The following is a 19,456-nucleotide window of genomic DNA, read 5'->3' as shown; positions in this document are numbered from 1 at the left end:
CACCGTTGTTATTTGCAAATACTAAATATTTGCGCTGCTGATTATCCCACTATTATAACTGTGTTAGCAACTAAATTATTTTTCTTAAATTAGTGATTAGGCAATGTCAGAAAAAAACGACTTACAAGTAACTTATGTCACGATCAACGAAGACCATTTAGGTCAACGAATTGATAACTTTCTTATTACCCATTTAAAAGGGGTGCCTAAAAGCGCAATTTATAAACTTTTGCGTAAAGGTGAGGTGCGCGTTAATAAAAAACGCATTAAGCCGGTATATAAACTGCAGCTAGAAGATGTTCTACGTATTGCGCCAATTAGGGTGGCAGAACGAGAAGAGTTTGTGCCTTCAAAACTTGATAAAGTAACACGCCTTGAAAATGATATTATATTTGAAGATAAATACCTGATTGTTATTAATAAACCATCGGGTATGGCGGTACATGGTGGTAGTGGCTTAAGTTATGGTTTAATTGAAGCGCTGCGAGTATTACGCCCAGAAGAGCGCAGTTTAGAGCTTGTGCATAGACTAGATCGCGATACGTCGGGGTGTTTATTAATTGCTAAGCGCCGTTCAGTACTGACTGCTTTACATGAGCAGTTACGTGAAAAAACCATGGAAAAAAACTATTGGGCGCTAGTTGATGGCCAATGGGACTCTAAAACTAAAAATGTTACCGAAGGGCTGCGTAAAAATACGCTTAAGTCTGGGGAGCGCGTAGTGCGTGTAGATAACACTGAAGGTAAACCCTCACATACCCGCTTTAAAGTGCTTGAGCGCTTTAACGAGTGCTCGTTAGTGCAGGCGTCACCGGTTACCGGGCGTACTCACCAAATACGTGTGCATACACAATGCAAAGGGCATCCCATTGCGTGTGATGATAAATATGGCGATGAAGAGTTTGATAATTCGATGCGTAAAACAGGGTTAAATCGTTTGTTTTTACATGCTCATGACTTAACTTTTTATCATCCTAAAAACGAAACAACCATGCGCGTAGAAGCACCGCTTGATAAAGCACTGGCTAATTGCTTAGTTAAATTGCGTGCTAATAAAACGTGATAGCAGTCAGTTCGCTCAAAAAGTACAAGCTGGTTATTTTTGATTGGGACGGCACAGTAATGGATTCAATAACTAAAATAGTTAATTGTATTCGCAGCAGTGCCGTTGCGTTAAATATAGAACCGCCAAGCAATGAAGCAACAAAAAGCATTATAGGTTTGTCGCTTGATAAAGCCATTGCGGTATTATTTCCGCTGCATAGAGCGCAGCACCAAGCGTTAATTAGTGGATATAAGCAGCATTACCAAACAGATACTACGGCTACACCATTATTTGCCGATGTAGAAAAAGTGCTATTAGCACTACAGCACAGTGGCATTATTTTAGCCGTGGCAACAGGTAAAGGGCGCGCAGGACTCGATCGTTTATTACATCAAAGTGAGTTAGGGCATTATTTTAGTGCAACGCGTAGTAGTGATGACGCAAGCTCTAAGCCATCGCCGGATATGTTGTTTCAATTATTAGCAGAGCTTGGCATAAGCGCCGATGAAGCGGTTATGATTGGCGATACAAAAATTGATATGGCAATGGCGCAAGCCGCGGGTATGGATAGCATAGGTGTCACTATGGGTGTACATAACGCAAAGCAACTTAGCGAGTTTAACCCGATTGCAACTGTTGATAGTTATCAGCAGTTGCAACAGTTATTGCTGCCTGAGCATTAACTAAGGGGGGTATTTGATTGCGCACTTAGCACATCAAGGCCAAACTCAGCTAATAATTGGCTGAGTTTGATCAGTGGTAAACCAATTAAACTGTTGGGATCGTCTCCAGTTAATTTTTCAAATAAACAAATCCCTAGGCCTTCACTTTTAAAACTGCCTGCGCAATTATAGGGCTGCTCAGCATCGCAATAAGCACTTATTTGCGCATCAGTGAGTGTTTTGAAAGTAACATTAAATGGTTCAATGCAGGTTTTACTCTCCCCAGATGTAAGATCGTAAACGCACAGGCCAGTTAAAAATGTTACACTATGGCCGCTAAAAAGGGATAACTGCTTTACGGCATTGTGTTTATTATGAGGTTTACCTAAAATTTGCTCATTAAATACAGCAACCTGATCTGAGCCAATCACTAAGCCTTTACTAAAGTGTTTACTAGCTGCGCGGGCTTTTAATTCACTTAAACGCTTAACTAGTTGTGCAGGGGTTTCATTGTTTAATGCTGACTCGTCAACATTCGGTGAAAATGTATCGAATGGTAGATTGAATTTTTGTAATAAAGACTGCCTAAAGGGTGAGCTTGAGGCTAATATAAGTGGGTACTTCATAGATTGTTTTCCTAACCAAAATCAGATTGAGTTAGGATAAATCAGATCCGTGAGTAAAACACGTGAAAAACCACGTAAATATGGTTTTTTACTTTGACTAACCAACTAACTATCTATATGATGCAGCCCCTATGCAAAAGGTGAAAATTCCCATCACTCTTCATCCAGGCAAAGCAGCGCAACACCGTTTAAAGTATGACGGCATTGTACCGCTTGAGAAACTAACTCGTTTACGAGAAGTTGTGCAGGAAGAAGTAGGTGAAATAGCGGTAAAAATTCATTGCAAAAACGACGACCAAGGTTTTGTTGTGATTAGAGGCAATTTGTCCACACACGTAACTGTCACTTGTCAACGTTGTAATGGTGATTTAGGGTTGGATTTGGTGCAAGATTTTGTTTATTCACCAGTTGGTGATGAAACAGAATCAGACATTTTTCCAGAAGACTACGATGAAGTAGCGCTTGATGAAAATGGTGAAATTAACGTTTTTAATTTAATTGAAGACGAATTAATTTTAGCAGTTCCATTAGTCTCTACCCACAACGAAGCTTCATGCAGTTATTCAGCAAAGCCTGCCAGCTTTGGTGTTTTAAAGGCGGAAGATGAGAAACCTAATCCATTTGATATTTTGAAACAACTTAAGAAAGATTCTTAGGAGAAGACTATGGCTGTACAAAAAAGCAAAAAGTCTCGTGCAAGACGCGGCATGCGCCGTTCACACGATGCGATTAGTGGTCCAAGCTTAACTGTAGATCAAACATCTGGTGAGACTCATCGTCGCCACCATGTGACTGCAGATGGTTACTACAAAGGCGTTCAAGTAATTTCTAAATAAGAGATTTCTTTATGCTGAATAATCTAACCATAGCGTTAGATATGATGGGGGGCGATTACGGCCCCCGTTCATCTATCCCCGCTGCCGTTAACGCGGTAAATGCTCATGCTAATTTAACGCTAATTTTATGCGGTAATGAGCAAGTCATATCAAAACAACTCGAATCACTCGATTCACTAGCACACCCTCGACTTATTATTCGCCACTGTAGCGAAGTTGTTACAAATGCATGTAAGCCCGGTGTTGCTGTACGCTCCAAAAAAGATTCATCTATGCGCGTTGCCCTTAACTTAGTTAAATCGGGCGAGGCTCAAGCATGCGTAAGTTCAGGTAATACTGGCGCGTTATTCTTTATGGCACATTACGTGTTAAAAATGCTTCCTGGTGTAAAACGTCCAGCACTTATTTCTGCGGTACCTACAGAGCGAAAAAACCCTGTTTATTTACTCGATCTGGGTGCTAACGTACATTGCGATGCGCAAACCTTATATCAATTTGGCATTATGGGGTCGGTAGTCGCAGGGCAAGCACTTGGCTGCGATAATCCCAAAGTAAGTTTATTAAATATTGGCTCTGAAGATATCAAAGGCCATGAAGATATTAAGCAAGCTGCACAATTAATGCAGCAAAGCCCTTTAATCAACTATATTGGTTACAGTGAAGGTAGCGATATATTTACCGGAAAAGCCGATGTTATTGTATGCGAAGGCTTTGTGGGTAATGTGGCGCTTAAAACCTGTGAAGGGATTGCAAAACTTATAATGAATAAGTTTACCGCCGCGCTTGAAAAGCACCTCGTATATAAATGCATGGCGTTTATGCTGAGTCCTATAATAAAAAAACTCTATAAAAGGGTGAACCCCGACCAGTATAACGGTGCAAGTCTGGTAGGATTGCGCGGTATTGTGGTTAAAAGCCATGGAAATGCCTCAGCTAAAGCATTTCAAGCAGCAATTGATGAAGCGGTAAAGGAGGTTGAACGCCAACTTCCTGACAAAATAGCCGCAATTTTTGAAAAAATACATTCTAAAGACACGGTGAACGAGTAGTAATTGAGTTGCCGTGTTTATAACATTATTTATTTGTTTAATTAAAAAGAGCAAAATATGGCACAACAAATTGCAATTCTATTTCCAGGTCAAGGCTCACAAAGTGTTGGCATGTTAACTGAGTTACTCCAAAGCTCAGACATTGTTAAAGCAACTTTTAGCGAAGCGTCAGCGGCGTTAGGATATGACCTAGCAGAACTGGTTCTTAATGGCCCAGAAGAAAAGCTAAATCAAACTCACCGCACTCAACCTGCATTATTAACAGCCAGTGTTGCTATTTACCGTGACTGGTTAGCAGCTAACCCAGATGCAGATGTTGTTATGGCTGGACACAGCTTAGGTGAGTACTCAGCATTAGTATGTAGCGAAGTAATAAGCTTGAGTGAAGCGGTAAAGCTAGTAGAAAACCGTGGTTTATATATGCAAGAAGCCGTACCTGCAGGTGTGGGTTCAATGGCTGCTATTATTGGCTTAGGCGACGATGAAACCAAAGCGGCTTGCGCCGCTGCAGCGCAGGGTGAAGTGGTTTCTCCGGTAAATTATAATTCTCCTGGGCAAGTTGTTATTGCAGGCCATAAAGCGGCTGTAGATCGCGCTTCTCAAGCGTGTAAAGATGCAGGTGCAAAACGTGCATTGCCACTTGCTGTTAGCGTACCATCGCATTGTGAGCTAATGAAGCCGGCCGCTGAAAAGCTAGCTATTGATTTAGCTGCGTTAACATTTAACGCGCCTAAATGCGCTGTTATTAATAATGTTGATGTAAAAGCTGAAACGTCAGCTGATGCAATTAAAGACGCATTAGTACGCCAGTTATACAGCCCAGTACGCTGGACTGAAACAGTACAAGCATTAGTTGCACAAGGTGTAACGCAAAGCTACGAATTTGGCCCAGGCAAAGTATTAACTGGCCTTGCAAAACGAATTGATAAAGCAATGATCTGTGGTTCAGTTAACGACTGTGCCTCAATTGATGCTGCAAAATAAGAGTATAAAATATGACTAATTTATTTTCATTAGCGGGCAAAGTTGTCCTGATCACGGGCGCTAGCCGTGGTATTGGTAAAGCCATTGCAACTACTTTAGTTGCCCAAGGCGCAAAAGTAGCGGGTACGGCAACCAGTGAGTCGGGCGCTGCTAAAATTAGCGAGTATTTAGGTGAAAGCGGTAAAGGCTATGCGTTAAACGTAACTGATCCTGCATCTATTGAGGCGACATTGGCGGCGATTAAAGCTGATTTTGGCGATGTTGACGTATTGGTAAATAATGCCGGCATCACTCGCGATAATTTATTAATGCGCATGAAAGAAAGTGAGTGGGATGATATTATCGACACTAACTTAAGTTCTATATTCCGTTTATCTAAGGCAGTATTACGCCCAATGATGAAGAAAAAGAACGGTCGTATTATCAATATTGGCTCAGTAGTGGGCACTATGGGTAATGCTGGGCAAGCTAACTATGCAGCGGCTAAAGCCGGTGTTATTGGCTTTTCTAAGTCACTAGCACGCGAAGTAGCGTCGCGTGGTATTACGGTAAACGTAGTTGCGCCTGGTTTTATTCAAACCGATATGACCGATGGTCTTACGGATGAGCAAAAAGCAGCCACACTGGCAAATGTACCAGCAGGGCGTTTAGGGCAACCAGATGAAATTGCTGCTGCTGTATGTTACCTAGCGTCAGATGCGGCTGCGTATGTATCGGGTGAAACTTTGCATGTAAATGGTGCGATGTACATGGTTTAATAGCCTATGTGCAAAGAAAGTAATTAAATATAAGTAATTAAATTGCCAAAAAAGATTGAATTATTGGCAATCTTGCTTTAAACATACTTGAAATCGTGGTTAAAATAAGCGATAAAAGACGAAACGTACACTCAAGAGGTTTGACCAGACAATTATTTATGGTCAAAAGATTGAATCAGAGAATTATGCGACGTAAACTACGCCGCAATCTGAAAATAACGCATTGGCGTTTTTAATAAAGGAAAGAAGAATGAGCGATATCCAAGAACGCGTAAAGAAAATTATCATCGAACAACTAGGTGTTAAAGAAGAAGAAGTGAAGAATGAATCTTCTTTCGTAGATGACTTAGGTGCAGATTCTCTTGATACAGTTGAATTAGTAATGGCTCTTGAAGAAGAGTTTGATACTGAGATCCCTGATGAAGAAGCTGAAAAAATCACTACAGTACAATCTGCTATCGATTACGTTACAGCTCACGCTGAGTAATTAATCGCATATTAAGGGCAGCATTCGCTGCCCTTAATCTCTATATCCAAACCACTTCAAAGTATATGATTCAAAGCAAAGCTAAACATCAATCTAATTTACACTGATTTTATTGGTATTATGCGTTTTAAATCTAATTTGAGACGAGTACTTTGAAGTTGCTTGGGTATTATTATCCCCTTATAAAACACCTTATTGGAGGCAAACCGTGGCTAAACGTCGAGTTGTCGTAACTGGCTTAGGAATGTTGACGCCGCTAGGTAATGATGTGCAATCAACCTGGCAGGGCTTATTAGATGGCAAAAGTGGTATTCAAACTATCACACACTTTGATACATCAAAATTTGGTACGCATTTCGCGGGTCTAATCAATGATTTTGATGCATCGGCTTATATGCCAGCAAAAGATGCTAAAAAAATGGATTTATTTATTCAATACGGCATTGCCGCGGGGATCCAAGCATTTAAAGATTCAGGCCTTGAAGTAACTGAACAAAACGCGACGCGTATTGGCGTAGCAGTGGGTTCAGGTATTGGTGGTTTAACGCTTATTGAAGAAAACCATATAAAACTACTTAATAGTGGACCGCGTAAGTTATCCCCATTTTATGTACCTTCTACCATTATTAATATGATTTCAGGTCATTTATCAATAATGAATGGACTACGTGGCCCTAATATTTCTATTGTTACAGCCTGTACTACGGGTTTGCATAATATTGGCCATGCTGCCCGTATGATAGCGTATGGCGATGCAGATGCTATGGTAGCTGGCGGTGCTGAAAAAGCCTGTACACCAATTGGTATGGGGGGCTTTAATGCTGCTCGTGCACTTTCAACACGCAACGATGATCCACAAGCGGCTTCGCGTCCTTGGGATAAAGACCGCGATGGTTTTGTATTATCAGATGGTGCGGGTGTTGTGGTTGTTGAAGAATACGAACACGCAAAAGCACGTGGTGCAAAAATTTACGCAGAACTAGTTGGTTTTGGTATGAGTGGTGATGCATTTCATATGACTTCACCACCAGAAGATGGTGCAGGCGCAGCATTAGCGATGGAAAATGCGCTAAACGATGCGCAAGTAAATGCGGACCAAATTGGTTACATTAACGCACATGGTACATCGACTCATGCAGGCGACAAAGCAGAAACCTCGGCCGTTAAAAGTGTTTTTGGCAGTGCAGCAAAAGACGTAATGGTGAGTTCATCTAAATCTATGATGGGTCACTTATTAGGTGCTGCTGGTTCGGTTGAGTCGATTATTTCAATATTGTCGTTAACCGATCAAAAAGTTACCCCAACAATTAATCTTGATAACCCAGATGAAGGGTGCGATTTAGACTATGTACCGCACACTGCCCGAGATGCAAAATTAGAGTTTGCACTATGTAACTCGTTTGGCTTTGGTGGTACTAATGGCTCGTTACTGTTTAAAAAGGTATAATCTTTTTTAACAACAGACCAGACTATAAGAGCTCAGTTGTTTAACTGGGCTTTTTTTATATGCAAAAAACACAAAAAAACACACAAACTATTATTACAACAGTTAAAAACAGCACTATAAGCGCGTACGATCGTGGCTTAAATTATGGTGATGGCTTTTTTACAACTGCAAAAGTAGTAAATGGGCAAGTAGAGCATTGGTCACATCATAAAGCACGTTTAATTGAATGTGCTGCACGACTTGGTTTTCCATTAGTAGATATTGCTGAACTTGAAGCTCACATAGCTAAAAGTATAGCGGAGCATACGTTGTGTGTGCTTAAAATTGTAATAACGCGAGGCGAAGGAGGGCGCGGTTATGGTTTGCCGCAAACCTGTAATGTAACCGTGTTATTGAGTGTTTTAGAGTATCCTCAAAATTACAGCAGACTGGTAAATGAGGGGATAAGCCTTAACATCAGCCCCATTAAACTAGCCGCACAACCCTTGCTTGCAGGGCTCAAAACACTAAACCGCCTTGAACAAGTATTAATAAAAAAAGCGCTGCAAACGCAACCTTGTGATGATGTGCTTGTACTTGATTATAACAACAATGTGATAGAAGCCTCTGCAGCAAATATTATTGCTATTAAGCAAAATAAATTATTTACCCCAAGCCTTAATGAGTGCGGGATAAAGGGGGTTTATCTACAATCATTATGTGATAAATTAGCCGTTGATTTTAAGTGCGTGAGTATTGCAGACTTACTTGAAGCAGATGCGGTTTTTATCTGTAATAGCTTAATGGGCGTAGTGCCTATTAATCGTCTTGAGCAGCGTAGCTTTGATATTGTGCATAGCCAGTTATTATTAAATAAATTATTAGCCAAGGAGGCTAAGTGTTAAAAGTTACTTTATCGGTATTATTATTAGCTATAATTACCAGTGTTTTTGGTTATCAGCAATTACAAGCAACGCTCCATAGCCCATTAAAAGTAGCGAATAACACCCAATTTGAAGTGAAAAAAGGTACTGGCTTTAATCAGTTATGTAAGCAATGGCAAGCCAATAACTGGGTAGAAAACTGCTGGCGTTACCAATTACTTGCTAAACTAGACCCAACACTCACAGATTTAAAAACTGGGCTTTACGCACTTAATAGTGATAGTGTTATTAGCAATATAAAAAAAATAAATAATGGCCAACAAGTTAGCTTTAGTTTTACAATTATTGAAGGCCAAGCGCTGCGCGAAGTATTAGCCGCTATTAAAAATGCCAATAACTTAAAAAATGATTTAAAAGAGCAGCAACTAAGTCAGCAAATACTTGGCAGTGATATGCACTTAGAAGGCTGGTTATTTCCCGAAACCTATCACTATCATAATAACGACACAATTAGCAGTGTGCTAAAACGCGCCGCCCAAAAAATGCAGCAAACCCTTGATACTGCTTGGCAGCAGCGTGCACAAAATTTACCCTATAAAACAGCGTACGAAGCACTGATAATGGCCTCCATTATTGAAAAAGAAACGGGCCTTGCCAGTGAGCGGCCATTAATCGCCTCTGCATTTGTAAACAGACTAAATACTAATATGCGTCTACAAACAGATCCAACCGTAATTTACGGCATTGGGGAGAGCTTTGACGGCGATATTAAACGCAAAGACTTGCGTAACTACACGCCCTATAACACCTATCGTATTAATGGCCTGCCGCCAACACCCATTGCCATGCCATCAAAGGCAGCTATTTTAGCCGCGGTTAATCCACCCACAACTGAGTATGTTTACTTTGTTTCAAAAGGTGATGGCAGTCATCAATTTTCAACCACATTGAAGCAACACAATGCGGCAGTTAAAACGTATATATTAAACAAAAAGAACTAATTTTTTATGAAACCTAAATTTATAGTAATCGAAGGGTTAGAAGGGGCCGGTAAATCTACCGCTATTGCTTTGTGCCAGTCGTTTTTAAACAGCAAAAAAATTGATTTTATTAATGTGCGTGAACCCGGTGGTACGCCGCTTGCTGAGTCGTTACGTACATTAGTAAAAGCACAACATGACGAAGAAATAGCGTTCGAAACTGAGTTATTAATTATGTACGCTGCACGCTCGCAGCTAATGCATAATGTTATTAACCCAGCACTTGAGCAAGGGCAATGGGTACTTGCCGATCGTCATGACTTGTCATCGCAGGCGTATCAGGGTGGTGGGCGTGGTATTAGTGCTAATACACTTGCATCACTTTCTTCCATGGTATTAAAAGGGCTAAAACCCGATTTAACCATTTACTTAGATATTGATCCGGTTATTGGCCTTGAACGCGCTAAAGGTCGAGGCGAATTAGATAGAATAGAACAAGAAGCGATTGAGTTTTTTCAGCGTACACGGATGCGTTACTTAGAACTTGCTAATGACGACAACTCTATTAAAACTGTTGACGCAAACCAAAGCATTGAGCACGTACATCGTGATATAACGAATGTATTACGCACATTTTTTGCAGAGCAAAAATAATATGACACTGCCTTGGCTACACGATATAGAGCAACGCTTAACACAAAGTTTTAAAGCACAGCGCTTTCATCATGCGCAGTTGTTTAGTGGTCCTATTGGTGTTGGCAAGTTTGCTTTTGCAAGCCAGTTAGCCAATGCATTGTTGTGCAACAATATAGCCGAGCAAGTTGCGGCAAAAAAAAGTGTATTGTCGGCTTGTGGACAGTGTAAAAGTTGTTTATTAATAAAGGCAGGTACTCACCCTGATAAGCGCTTAACGCAAGTTGATGGGCAGAGTATTGGCGTAGACGATATACGTGGTATTAGTGATTTTATGCATCATTCGGCAGCGCAAAATGGTAATAAAGTCGCTATTATCGAAAACTGCGAAAAAATGACTACCGCTGCTGCAAATGCGTTATTAAAAACGCTAGAAGAGCCAAGTCAAAGCCGGTTTTTAATTCTCACATCCAGTCAAGCTACACAATTGCCAGCCACTGTTTTAAGTCGCTGTGCAAAAACAGATGTAAAAGTAACAAACTTAGCACTTGCTCAGCAATGGTTAGAATCGCTAGAAATAACTAATTACACCTGGTTGCCGCTGTTTTACAGCCAACCATTGCAAGTTAAATACTGGCAAGAGCAAAATCAGCTACAAAATATAAATACACTTTATAAATTTGCAACTGAGTTTAAACAAAGTCATAATTTTACAGAGTTAGTAGCAATAATAAATAAACAGCCTGAGCTTATTCGTATATTTACGTTGTTTTTAAGCGAGCAATTAAAACAACAGCTTATGCAAGGCATGAGCTTTGACGCTTATCAAAATGTGCAACATGCTCTAAACGAGTTTTTACAAAATAATACCAAAATACTCGGGCTAAATTTACCGCTAGCAGTATCGAGATTAGCGTCCGTACTGCGAAATAATTAAAGGACTGAGCATGCAAGAGCTATTAGTAGATATAGACGATTTAGATGAATTATATTGCTGTTATATGCCTTATTTAAAAAAAGGCGGCTTATTTGTACGCACTAATATGCGTTACGAAGTAGGGCATTCACTCGCTTTACGAGTTACCCTTCCAGATGCGTTAGAGGATGACGTTGTGACCGGGAAAGTGTCGTGGATCACACCACAAGGAGCGCAAAGCTCTAACCCGCCTGGCATAGGTATTAGTTTTTTAGATGATAAAACAAACCTAAACGCCAAGATCGAAAAACTACTGGGGACTATGTTAAACTCCGGTAATCCAACTTATACCATGTAAAGTAGTACCATGATTGTAGATTCTCATTGCCATTTAGACCGCCTTGATTTTGATAAGCTCGATTTAAACCTTGACCAAGTGCTTGATAAAGCGCGTGCAAAAAAGGTTGAACACTTTTTATGTGTAAGCGTAACACTTGATCAATTCCCGAATATGCTTGATAAAATTAAGCATTATGATGATGTGTCAGCTTCGTGTGGCGTACATCCACTTGATCAAAAAGATGCGCTTAATAAGCAACAATTAATCGATTTAGCGTCGCACGATAAAGTCGTCGCCATTGGTGAAACAGGACTTGATTACTACTACGCAAAAGACACGCATGCCGTACAACAGGCAAGCTTTGTAGGTCATATAGAAGTAGCAAATCAACTACAAAAGCCATTAATTATTCATACTCGTGACGCTCGTAGCGATACCATTAATTTAATGAAACAGCATAACGCCGAAAATTGTGGTGGTGTACTACATTGTTTTACTGAAGATTGGGATATGGCTAAAAAAGCCATTGATATGGGCTTTTATATTTCGATTTCGGGCATTGTTACCTTCAAAAATGCCGTAGAGTTAAAAGAAGTGGTAAAACAAATACCGCTCGATCGCTTGTTAATAGAAACCGACTCTCCATATTTAGCACCAGTACCGTATCGCGGAAAAACTAATCAGCCAGCATATGTAGAAGATGTGGCTTATTACATTAGTGAATTAAAGGGAATTAGCTTTAACGAGCTGGCAAAAGCGACTACAGAGAACTTTTACTCTTTATTTAAATTAGCAGCCAAAGGCTAAATACATGAAAACTCACACGGCGCAACTTCCTATTTTATTAATGGGGCCTATGGTGCGCCGTGCAGAGCAAACCAGTGTATGCATTCAGTTTGCTACCTCTAAGCCTGTAAACTGTCGCATTGAACTGTTAAATTATGAATGTTACAGCGATCAGCACAGCGTTTCTCTCGGCGAGCACTTATATCTGCATTTCGTCATTATAAAGCCAGTAAATCATAAGTTTCCTACTGACAGCTTATTAAGCTACGAACTTATAGTTGACGATACTCCAATTGATTTATCGCCTTGGTGCTATAGCAATCAAGCAACACCTGCATTTGTAATTCCCAATAAACTCAGTGATATTTTGCACGGATCATGTCGTAATGCACATCATCCCGCAAAAGACAGTTTAGTCTGTGCAAGTCATTGGCAAAACACTCAGCGCGGTAATAACAACCAAGGTGCACAATTGCTATTACTGAGCGGTGATCAGGTTTATGCCGATGACGTAGCAGGACCTATGTTATTAGCCATTCATCAGTTAATTGAAGCCTTAGGTATTTATAAAGAGCAACCACTTACAGTTGAGCTACCGAACGATATAAATGAGCAGCTTTATAATCGCCATTTGTTCTTACCAAAAACACCTTGGCAAAAACGCTCAAAGTTAGGTGTTAGTTACTGGCTGAAAAAAGATGAACCTCACTTTTCAAGTGTAAAAGCCCACAATCACCTTATTCACTTTGAAGAATATATAGCACTTTATTTATTAAATTTTAGTGCTGCCGCTTGGCAATGTGTAGATATACAAAGCATAACGTATGCAGGTCAAAACGAGCAAAACAAGACTATTTTTAACGCCGAAAAATCAGCACTGATTGATTATACAAAAGGATTGAGTGATGTAGAGCGGTTGTTTGCCAATGTATCTACATTAATGATATTTGACGATCATGATGTAACCGATGACTGGAACCTGACAGCTGGATGGGAGCAAGCGATTAGTCAAAACCCAGTGAGTAAACGTATTGTAAGCAATGGTTTAATTAGTTACTGGTTGTTTCAAGGGATGGGAAATGATGCACTCACTAAAACGGGCACATTAATCGCTGCGTTTAAGCACAGCTTAGCGAGTAGTAATATTTGGCAATTTAAAACATTTGATAAAACACTAACAGAATTTAGTCATTGGCATTATGAACTGACAACGGTTCCTAAAGTGGTGGTGCTCGACACTCGCACACATCGTTGGCGTAATGAGCAAAATTTTAATGAGCCCTCTGGTCTACTTGATTGGGAGCGACTTACTGATCTTGAGCAGAGCTTATTGAGCCATGATCAAGTTATTATTGTATCGCCCGCGCCAGTATTTGGCGTTAAATCGATTGAAGCTATTCAAGCGCTATTTAATATGTGCGGCCAACCGCTCACGGTAGACGTAGAGAACTGGATGGCTCACGAAGGCTCGGCAAGAAAATTGCTCGATACTTTTAGAAGAGACGATACCCCAAACGAAACGCTAATTTTATCTGGTGATGTACATTACTCCTTTTGTTTTTCGGTGCAAAAACGTTTTGGCGATCATCCTAATAGAGTGTGGCAGCTGACTGCCAGTGGTATAAAAAATGAATTTCCGCGTAAATTAATAAATATACTCGATAAACTCGATTCAATTTTATATAGCCCGAAAAGTCCGCTGAATTTCTTTACTAAACGTTGGCATATGGAGGTTGATAAACACCAAACCAAAGGCGATGGGCAAAAGTATTTAGTGAGCGATTCAGCTATTAGCTTAATAACGCTAGAGCAAGGTAATTTGGCCCGCTATCAGCTTATTCATGGCGATGGTCACTTAACTGAGTTTGATTTAGCACAGCACTAGTCAGCTTGATTACGTCTTTTTTTTATAGTTTTAGGCGCAGGTAATTTATTAGTTAAAATAGCTAAGCATAAAATAGCCAAAAACAGCATTGAATTAGCGCCAGCTTGCAGCGAATAGTCGACTAAAGAATGCAGTAGCATAGTAATAATAGCTACTGCACAGCCAAATGCTACTCCTTGATAAAGTGCGGTTTTGCGTTGGCGCATGGTCGCAATACAGAGCCATAAACAATAAAGTATCAGCAAACCAAGTGCTAATGTTGCCGGTATACCTAGCTCCACAGCAAATTGTATATAATCGTTATGCGCATTATCGTAGTAGCCAGAAAAGGGCTCTGATTGATACGCAGGGAAAGCAGTGTAAAAAGTACCCCCACCTGATCCCAGCAATGGTTTATCTAATATAAGTGGTATAGAGTCGCGTACCACTTCGTCACGCGTTTCTGAGTGTATACTGGTTTCGCTAATACGCTGTTTTACTTTTTCAACGTCAAATATTGCACCAATAATAATTAAATCGATAATAAAAAAGCTAATAATAAGGTGTTTAAACGCTTTGGGCTTTTGTCTGTAAATAAATAAAGCCAATAAGCTCATAACCATTAAAGCGATAAAAAATGCCGAGTTACCCATGCGGCTGCGAGTTAATATTAAGGCAACAATAATAATAATTAATGATACGCGTAATACAATTTTAGAGCTTAATAATATACCAGCCCAGTCACGTAATGTTTGTGCGAGTGATTGTGTATTGTCGTTAGCAGAGCGTTTTAACTCACTGATCAACACACCTATGCCTAAGCATAAGCACAGCGCTAAATAGTTGGCTAAAAAGTTAGAATAAGTAAAAGTACCAATAGCACGATCGGTATGTTTATAACTAAATAATGGGCTAATAATATCGGGTGATAAGCTTAAATAACTTGCATATAAGGCCTGAAAAACCCCAGCAAAAATAACAGTGTAAACTAGTTTTTTAATTCGTAGGGAGTGGTTACAGTAAATAAAAATTAACCAGCAAAATAATAGCATAAACCAGGTTTTAATTAACATTTGCTGAGTTTGAAACGGATCAACACTTATACTAAATAGCTGTATTGTGCATACTAAAACAACAACGCCAAGAGCAATAAATATAGGCCAAGAGTATAAAGGAGGATAAAGCAGTTGTTTATTTTTAATAGCACTATTAAATAAATGCAATAAAAACGTAAAGCTAATCAGCACGCCTATAGCTAATATTGCCCATGGGCGGTAACTGCCAAGGGGTAGGGGGAGTAAAAAAATAATTAAACATATAAAAAAAAATATAAAGCGATTCACAGCCATCTCAAAATATAAACGCAGCGCTAAGGCTGCATTTATATTTAATAAAGTTAGTTACCAACTTCAGATATACCAGTATCACCACCAGTACCACCCGATCCAGGAGGTGTAGGCAATACAGGTAAGCTAATAGGAGGATTAGGTTGTGCTTGGATAGGGCCTGCTGCCGTGGCTTGTGAAGCAATAGTAGCATCTATGCCCGCATTAATTGCAGCAAGTGTAATAGTGTCTGAATCTACTCCGTATGCAGAAAGTGCGGCTAATAAAGTAGCAACCATAGGGCTGTCTACACCAAAAGCAGCAATAACGGCAGTAATCATTTGATCAACCTGAGCGTTACTACAATTGCCTCGTGGCAAGGTTTTGTCTAGTTGGTTTTTTATATTGTTTTTACAAATAATTTTAATGGCGGCAACTAAGTCTTGTTGCAGTTGCTCAGGAGATACATTTATTGGTGCATTACTTAAAATCGAAATTAAGTTGTCTATCCCTGCAGACTGAACAGATTTTGATGTATTAGTTTGTGCATAAGTTTGCGGTACATAAAATACACACAGCCCTACTATTAATCCAAATAAGATAATTGATTTCATGATCGACCCTTGTTTAAAAAATAGGCTACTTACAAAATTCTAATACATTTGGATGAAAAGTAAACTTTTTATTTGTGTTTTCATCAATAATGTTGATTACTTGTGAGGCGGAGCAAATTAAATTCCCTTGAACACCATCACAACCTAAGCTTTCGAGTATGTTTAATGTTTCGGGCTTTTCAATTAAACACGCTAAGACTTTTATGCCAAAGCCATGACAAATATTATTTACAGTTTGAATATAAAAGCGACTTTGCGGATTATCAATTAAATCTTGGATGTAGCTACCGTCAATTTTCACATACTCAATATCAAGACCATGTAAATACTTAAAAGAGGTTAAACTGGTGCCAAAGTGCTCTACACACACACTAATACCAACCTCTTTTATCGCATCAATATGAAGTGCAGCAACGCGTATATTACTTAGTAAGCTCAATTCATGTAGCTCAAAAATAAGATTGTTTTTGAGGCAGGGGTAGTGTTGAGAAAACGCACCTAGCCATTGTATAAACTCCGGTGAATATAATGAGGACTTACTTATATTTAATGCGAATTTATCCTCTGGATATTGCATTTTAATATTAATAAAATCACGGATTAATTTTTTATCCAGTTCTTCTGTTAAATTTAACTTTTCGGCCATAGCGAATAAGTGACTATTGTTTATTTTTTCATTGTTATAGATAAAGTGCGCAAATACCTCAAAGTAGCACTGTGTAAACTCGGTATTACTTTTTTTCACAGGCTGTACTGAAAAGCTCACTTCCCCAGAGTTAATTATGCTCTGAATTATTTTTTGCCACTCTTCAACACTAAAGACTATTTTATTATCAATGTTAGCGTCAATCGTACTTTCTCCAATAGTACATTTGGTATCTAATGACGAAAGTAAATGACTCAGTGTTAAGCTTTTTTCAACATTTATAGAAGCTAAGCGGGCATAACCATTATTATGTGAGCTGTGCTGTTTTTGGCTAAACAGGTCAATAAGGTTAGCGTGTAAATTATATAAAAAAGTAATATCGTATGGCGCAATAAAAACAAAAGTACTGCCATTTATTCGGCATAACCTATAATTATTTAGTTCAGCTAAAGAGAGTTTTAATATTTTAGCAACGTCAGTCACATACTCATCACCCCTTTGATAGCTAAGTGTTCGATTAATGTTTACTAGCGAGGGAAGTGTGACCATTGTTGCTGTCATTGGACGCTCAGAGGTAATGGAGTGGGTAACGGCGTTAAAATAGTTTTCAAAAGATTTGCGATTACCTAACCCTGTTAGTGGATCACTATACACGGCGTTTGTTAGCGCTTGGGTTTGTTTAGCTAAAGAGTCGAATGTACTTTGCAAATTAAGCACCATATTATTAATTGCTTTGGTTACTATGCGCAATTCGTGGGCTAACGGCACTTTATTATTGAGTGTAAAGCGTTTGCGAGTAACAAGCAGTGCTTGCTTCTCAACTGCTTTTAAAGGTTTGAATATTGTTTGTAAAATAAAATAAGTGATCAGCAGTGAAGCAATTAATAATATGAGCGAACTATAAAAGCTACGCTTTGTGTGTAGCCATAAAGTTAAATATGACTCTCCTAAGTGGCTGGTAACTTCAAGTGTACCAGCAATGATCCAACCCGTATTTATTTCAGATTGCATTGTAGGCGCGCTTAATTTTACAGTGTTTGTAAACCAATGAGGCACAGAATCTACATGGGTAGGGTTTTCTAATGAGAATAGCGTTTCATGTTTCGTATTAATAAAGCGTATTTTACTATAATAACCAGAATCAAATATTGCGGTTGCCATAGTTTGCCCTATTATGATTCCATCTGTATCCAAATAAGGGGAGATAGAAAGTCCTAGGCTTGTAGCTGTGTCTTTTGCATGGCTTGCCATTTGTGTTTGTAAATAGTCTCGGGTTGTATCTACATCAATAATAATTCTTACAAAAAAAGATAAAATGGAAATACAAATTATTAGCCCGTAGATCTGTATTTTAAGACTCATACCTTGTTTAAAAGGGTGATACATTATTTTCATCTCCTGTATCAATTCCATTTACGAGTGCAAGCTCACCTTTTTCAATTCTTTTTAGCATAGTATCCCAAGCCGACACACCGCTACTATTTTTAACTTTATTACCAAGCCCTTTTGCTTTGGCTAACCATAAACCTTGGCCATTAAAACTGTATATAGGTGTTAAATCGTGACGTTTATTTGCGGGGAGTAACTGGGTATTAAAGTTACCCAAAACAAAAGGAACTTGGTCAGCTTCAGGAAAGTATATCAGTACCATGTGGGGCTGATTAATGGTGTGTTGACGCACATACATAAACCTTATTTTTTCTTCAGGAATACCAAGCGCAATTAAAGTAAAGTATTTAGCTATAACGTAATCCTCACAATCCCCCATACCTACACCCAAGCTTTCTATTGGTGTAGCCCAATAATCATTTTTATTCCAAAGCTCATTATCTGTTTTGTATTTTATATGTTCATTAAAAAAATTATTAACCAGATGTACCTGCCGCCATTCATTCTTATCAATCGATGCATCAATAAACCTAAGCCATTGCTTTATGCGATTATGTCCATCTTTACCATAATGTTGTTTTGCACGTTCAATTATTTCGCTATTACGCAAGTAATTGATTGTGTCTTGTGAGTAAACATAAAAAGATAACAAGATAACAATGCAGCACCCCAAACGCACAAGTAGTTCCTTAAAATTTAGATGCGACACTTATTATATTATTAGCATTAAAACCGAAACTAGCAATAAAGTAGGTTAAATAAGTTTTAATGAAACAATTTGTTAGCATTGACTAATTAAAAGGTGTGGTTTAATGTTTATTGAATTGCGTTGTTTTGTACTTTAAATGTACGAAATCGCGATTAGTGACCCCAACATATGCGTTAAAAGTTTTAAAGATTGCTCGTTGGATATAATAAAAATTGGCACTAAATTTTGACTTTATTAAATTGTATGGCAATTGATATAAAGTGCTATGTAGCAAATACACTACATTGTTAAGTTATACCATTGATAAACCATATATATTAATTACTTAAAGCTTAAGTAATACATGAGAGGCTTAATATTAAACACAATCTCGGTGCACATGAAAATACAATATTTACGAGTTTTTTGAGATCTGTTTTACTAGGGCGTGTTGATCTTTGTGGTATGAAAAACAAACAGCATGAAGATAAGGTATAATTGAATTCGCCAGAAAACTT

The 19,456-nt window shown here is 38.8% G+C and carries 21 protein-coding genes; 16 read left to right on the top strand and 5 right to left on the bottom strand.

Translation table 11 applies throughout. The features are described 5' to 3' along the window. Positions 1-103: 103 nt before the first annotated feature. Together rluC and AAEZ18_RS10325 are read left to right on the top strand one after the other, a co-directional pair. A complete protein-coding gene (gene rluC / locus AAEZ18_RS10330) occupies positions 104-1,063 on the top strand; it encodes a 23S rRNA pseudouridine(955/2504/2580) synthase RluC (protein ID WP_011328490.1) in 960 nt (319 codons plus the stop codon). Then, the gene (locus tag AAEZ18_RS10325) at positions 1,060-1,728 is read left to right on the top strand and encodes an HAD-IA family hydrolase (protein WP_182683383.1); all 669 of its coding nucleotides are present in this window, start codon (positions 1,060-1,062) and stop codon (positions 1,726-1,728) included. Before rluC ends, AAEZ18_RS10325 begins: the two co-directional genes overlap by 4 nt. Here the strand turns inward: AAEZ18_RS10325 and AAEZ18_RS10320 are convergent. Further along, positions 1,725-2,333, bottom strand: coding sequence for a Maf family protein (locus tag AAEZ18_RS10320; RefSeq protein WP_058373622.1), 609 nt, complete (start codon positions 2,331-2,333; stop codon positions 1,725-1,727). The genes AAEZ18_RS10325 and AAEZ18_RS10320 overlap by 4 nt on opposite strands. 131 nt (positions 2,334-2,464) lie before the next feature. Between AAEZ18_RS10320 and yceD the strand changes: the two genes are divergently transcribed. From yceD to AAEZ18_RS10250, 14 genes are all read left to right on the top strand, one after another. Beyond that, on the top strand, positions 2,465-2,989 hold the full coding sequence (yceD, locus tag AAEZ18_RS10315) for a 23S rRNA accumulation protein YceD (protein ID WP_011328487.1): 525 nt from the start codon (positions 2,465-2,467) through the stop codon (positions 2,987-2,989). Between the two features lie 9 nt (positions 2,990-2,998). Beyond that, the gene (gene rpmF / locus AAEZ18_RS10310; RefSeq protein ID WP_011328486.1) at positions 2,999-3,169 is read left to right on the top strand and encodes a 50S ribosomal protein L32; all 171 of its coding nucleotides are present in this window, start codon (positions 2,999-3,001) and stop codon (positions 3,167-3,169) included. A gap of 11 nt (positions 3,170-3,180) precedes the next feature. Next, complete coding sequence (gene plsX, locus AAEZ18_RS10305; protein WP_011328485.1) at positions 3,181-4,218, top strand: phosphate acyltransferase PlsX; 1,038 nt, start codon at positions 3,181-3,183, stop codon at positions 4,216-4,218. Between the two features lie 57 nt (positions 4,219-4,275). After that, positions 4,276-5,202, top strand: coding sequence for an ACP S-malonyltransferase (fabD, locus tag AAEZ18_RS10300; RefSeq protein WP_193038392.1), 927 nt, complete (start codon positions 4,276-4,278; stop codon positions 5,200-5,202). Between the two features lie 11 nt (positions 5,203-5,213). Beyond that, a complete protein-coding gene (gene fabG, locus AAEZ18_RS10295; protein ID WP_011328483.1) occupies positions 5,214-5,960 on the top strand; it encodes a 3-oxoacyl-ACP reductase FabG in 747 nt (248 codons plus the stop codon). A 250-nt stretch (positions 5,961-6,210) separates the two neighbouring features. Then, a complete protein-coding gene (gene acpP / locus AAEZ18_RS10290) occupies positions 6,211-6,447 on the top strand; it encodes an acyl carrier protein (protein WP_006792304.1) in 237 nt (78 codons plus the stop codon). Between the two features lie 208 nt (positions 6,448-6,655). Then, the gene (gene fabF / locus AAEZ18_RS10285) at positions 6,656-7,894 is read left to right on the top strand and encodes a beta-ketoacyl-ACP synthase II (protein ID WP_011328482.1); all 1,239 of its coding nucleotides are present in this window, start codon (positions 6,656-6,658) and stop codon (positions 7,892-7,894) included. A 59-nt stretch (positions 7,895-7,953) separates the two neighbouring features. Then, complete coding sequence (pabC, locus tag AAEZ18_RS10280) at positions 7,954-8,778, top strand: aminodeoxychorismate lyase (RefSeq protein ID WP_011328481.1); 825 nt, start codon at positions 7,954-7,956, stop codon at positions 8,776-8,778. Beyond that, positions 8,772-9,758 (top strand): endolytic transglycosylase MltG, encoded by a 987-nt coding sequence (gene mltG, locus AAEZ18_RS10275; protein ID WP_011328480.1) that lies wholly within the window; start codon positions 8,772-8,774, stop codon positions 9,756-9,758. The genes pabC and mltG overlap by 7 nt, the downstream gene beginning before the upstream one ends. Positions 9,759-9,764: 6 nt before the next feature. After that, a complete protein-coding gene (tmk, locus tag AAEZ18_RS10270) occupies positions 9,765-10,391 on the top strand; it encodes a dTMP kinase (RefSeq protein WP_011328479.1) in 627 nt (208 codons plus the stop codon). Between the two features lies 1 nt (position 10,392). Then, a complete protein-coding gene (locus AAEZ18_RS10265) occupies positions 10,393-11,307 on the top strand; it encodes a DNA polymerase III subunit (protein ID WP_011328478.1) in 915 nt (304 codons plus the stop codon). A gap of 10 nt (positions 11,308-11,317) precedes the next feature. After that, positions 11,318-11,644 carry a PilZ domain-containing protein gene (locus AAEZ18_RS10260; RefSeq protein ID WP_011328477.1) on the top strand — a complete coding sequence of 109 codons (327 nt, stop codon included), beginning with the start codon at positions 11,318-11,320 and terminating at the stop codon, positions 11,642-11,644. Positions 11,645-11,653: 9 nt separating this feature from the next. After that, positions 11,654-12,433 (top strand): TatD family hydrolase, encoded by a 780-nt coding sequence (locus tag AAEZ18_RS10255; RefSeq protein WP_011328476.1) that lies wholly within the window; start codon positions 11,654-11,656, stop codon positions 12,431-12,433. 4 nt (positions 12,434-12,437) lie between these two features. Beyond that, positions 12,438-14,297, top strand: coding sequence for an alkaline phosphatase D family protein (locus tag AAEZ18_RS10250; protein ID WP_192531806.1), 1,860 nt, complete (start codon positions 12,438-12,440; stop codon positions 14,295-14,297). Here the strand turns inward: AAEZ18_RS10250 and AAEZ18_RS10245 are convergent. The 4 genes from AAEZ18_RS10245 to AAEZ18_RS10230 are packed head-to-tail and all read right to left on the bottom strand — an operon-like array spanning position 14,294 to position 18,929. Continuing rightward, the gene (locus AAEZ18_RS10245) at positions 14,294-15,619 is read right to left on the bottom strand and encodes an O-antigen ligase family protein (protein WP_011328473.1); all 1,326 of its coding nucleotides are present in this window, start codon (positions 15,617-15,619) and stop codon (positions 14,294-14,296) included. The two genes, AAEZ18_RS10250 and AAEZ18_RS10245, sit on opposite strands and share 4 nt — an antisense overlap. A 53-nt stretch (positions 15,620-15,672) precedes the next feature. After that, entirely contained in the window at positions 15,673-16,215 is a 543-nt protein-coding gene (locus tag AAEZ18_RS10240; protein WP_011328472.1) for a hypothetical protein, read from the bottom strand. A gap of 25 nt (positions 16,216-16,240) precedes the next feature. Further along, entirely contained in the window at positions 16,241-18,247 is a 2,007-nt protein-coding gene (locus AAEZ18_RS10235; protein WP_011328471.1) for a bifunctional diguanylate cyclase/phosphodiesterase, read from the bottom strand. Then, positions 18,231-18,929 carry a transglutaminase-like cysteine peptidase gene (locus tag AAEZ18_RS10230; protein WP_011328470.1) on the bottom strand — a complete coding sequence of 233 codons (699 nt, stop codon included), beginning with the start codon at positions 18,927-18,929 and terminating at the stop codon, positions 18,231-18,233. The genes AAEZ18_RS10235 and AAEZ18_RS10230 overlap by 17 nt, the downstream gene beginning before the upstream one ends. Between the last annotated feature and the right edge of the window lie 527 nt (positions 18,930-19,456).

The organism is Pseudoalteromonas sp. 19-MNA-CIBAN-0066 (assembly GCF_040308705.1).
GTDB lineage: Bacteria > Pseudomonadota > Gammaproteobacteria > Enterobacterales > Alteromonadaceae > Pseudoalteromonas > Pseudoalteromonas nigrifaciens.
The sequence above is the reverse complement of the archived record's forward strand: the minus strand, read 5'-3'. Positions and strand labels throughout refer to the sequence as shown.

Coding starts and splice junctions, on each gene's coding strand:
- rluC (WP_011328490.1), top strand. CDS start 104: ATGTCAGAAAAAAACGACTTACAAGTAACTTATGTCACGATCAACGAA.
- AAEZ18_RS10320 (WP_058373622.1), bottom strand. CDS start 2,333: ATGAAGTACCCACTTATATTAGCCTCAAGCTCACCCTTTAGGCAGTCT.
- yceD (WP_011328487.1), top strand. CDS start 2,465: ATGCAAAAGGTGAAAATTCCCATCACTCTTCATCCAGGCAAAGCAGCG.
- rpmF (WP_011328486.1), top strand. CDS start 2,999: ATGGCTGTACAAAAAAGCAAAAAGTCTCGTGCAAGACGCGGCATGCGC.
- plsX (WP_011328485.1), top strand. CDS start 3,181: ATGCTGAATAATCTAACCATAGCGTTAGATATGATGGGGGGCGATTAC.
- fabD (WP_193038392.1), top strand. CDS start 4,276: ATGGCACAACAAATTGCAATTCTATTTCCAGGTCAAGGCTCACAAAGT.
- fabG (WP_011328483.1), top strand. CDS start 5,214: ATGACTAATTTATTTTCATTAGCGGGCAAAGTTGTCCTGATCACGGGC.
- acpP (WP_006792304.1), top strand. CDS start 6,211: ATGAGCGATATCCAAGAACGCGTAAAGAAAATTATCATCGAACAACTA.
- pabC (WP_011328481.1), top strand. CDS start 7,954: ATGCAAAAAACACAAAAAAACACACAAACTATTATTACAACAGTTAAA.
- tmk (WP_011328479.1), top strand. CDS start 9,765: ATGAAACCTAAATTTATAGTAATCGAAGGGTTAGAAGGGGCCGGTAAA.
- AAEZ18_RS10265 (WP_011328478.1), top strand. CDS start 10,393: ATGACACTGCCTTGGCTACACGATATAGAGCAACGCTTAACACAAAGT.
- AAEZ18_RS10260 (WP_011328477.1), top strand. CDS start 11,318: ATGCAAGAGCTATTAGTAGATATAGACGATTTAGATGAATTATATTGC.
- AAEZ18_RS10255 (WP_011328476.1), top strand. CDS start 11,654: ATGATTGTAGATTCTCATTGCCATTTAGACCGCCTTGATTTTGATAAG.
- AAEZ18_RS10250 (WP_192531806.1), top strand. CDS start 12,438: ATGAAAACTCACACGGCGCAACTTCCTATTTTATTAATGGGGCCTATG.
- AAEZ18_RS10240 (WP_011328472.1), bottom strand. CDS start 16,215: ATGAAATCAATTATCTTATTTGGATTAATAGTAGGGCTGTGTGTATTT.
- AAEZ18_RS10235 (WP_011328471.1), bottom strand. CDS start 18,247: ATGTATCACCCTTTTAAACAAGGTATGAGTCTTAAAATACAGATCTAC.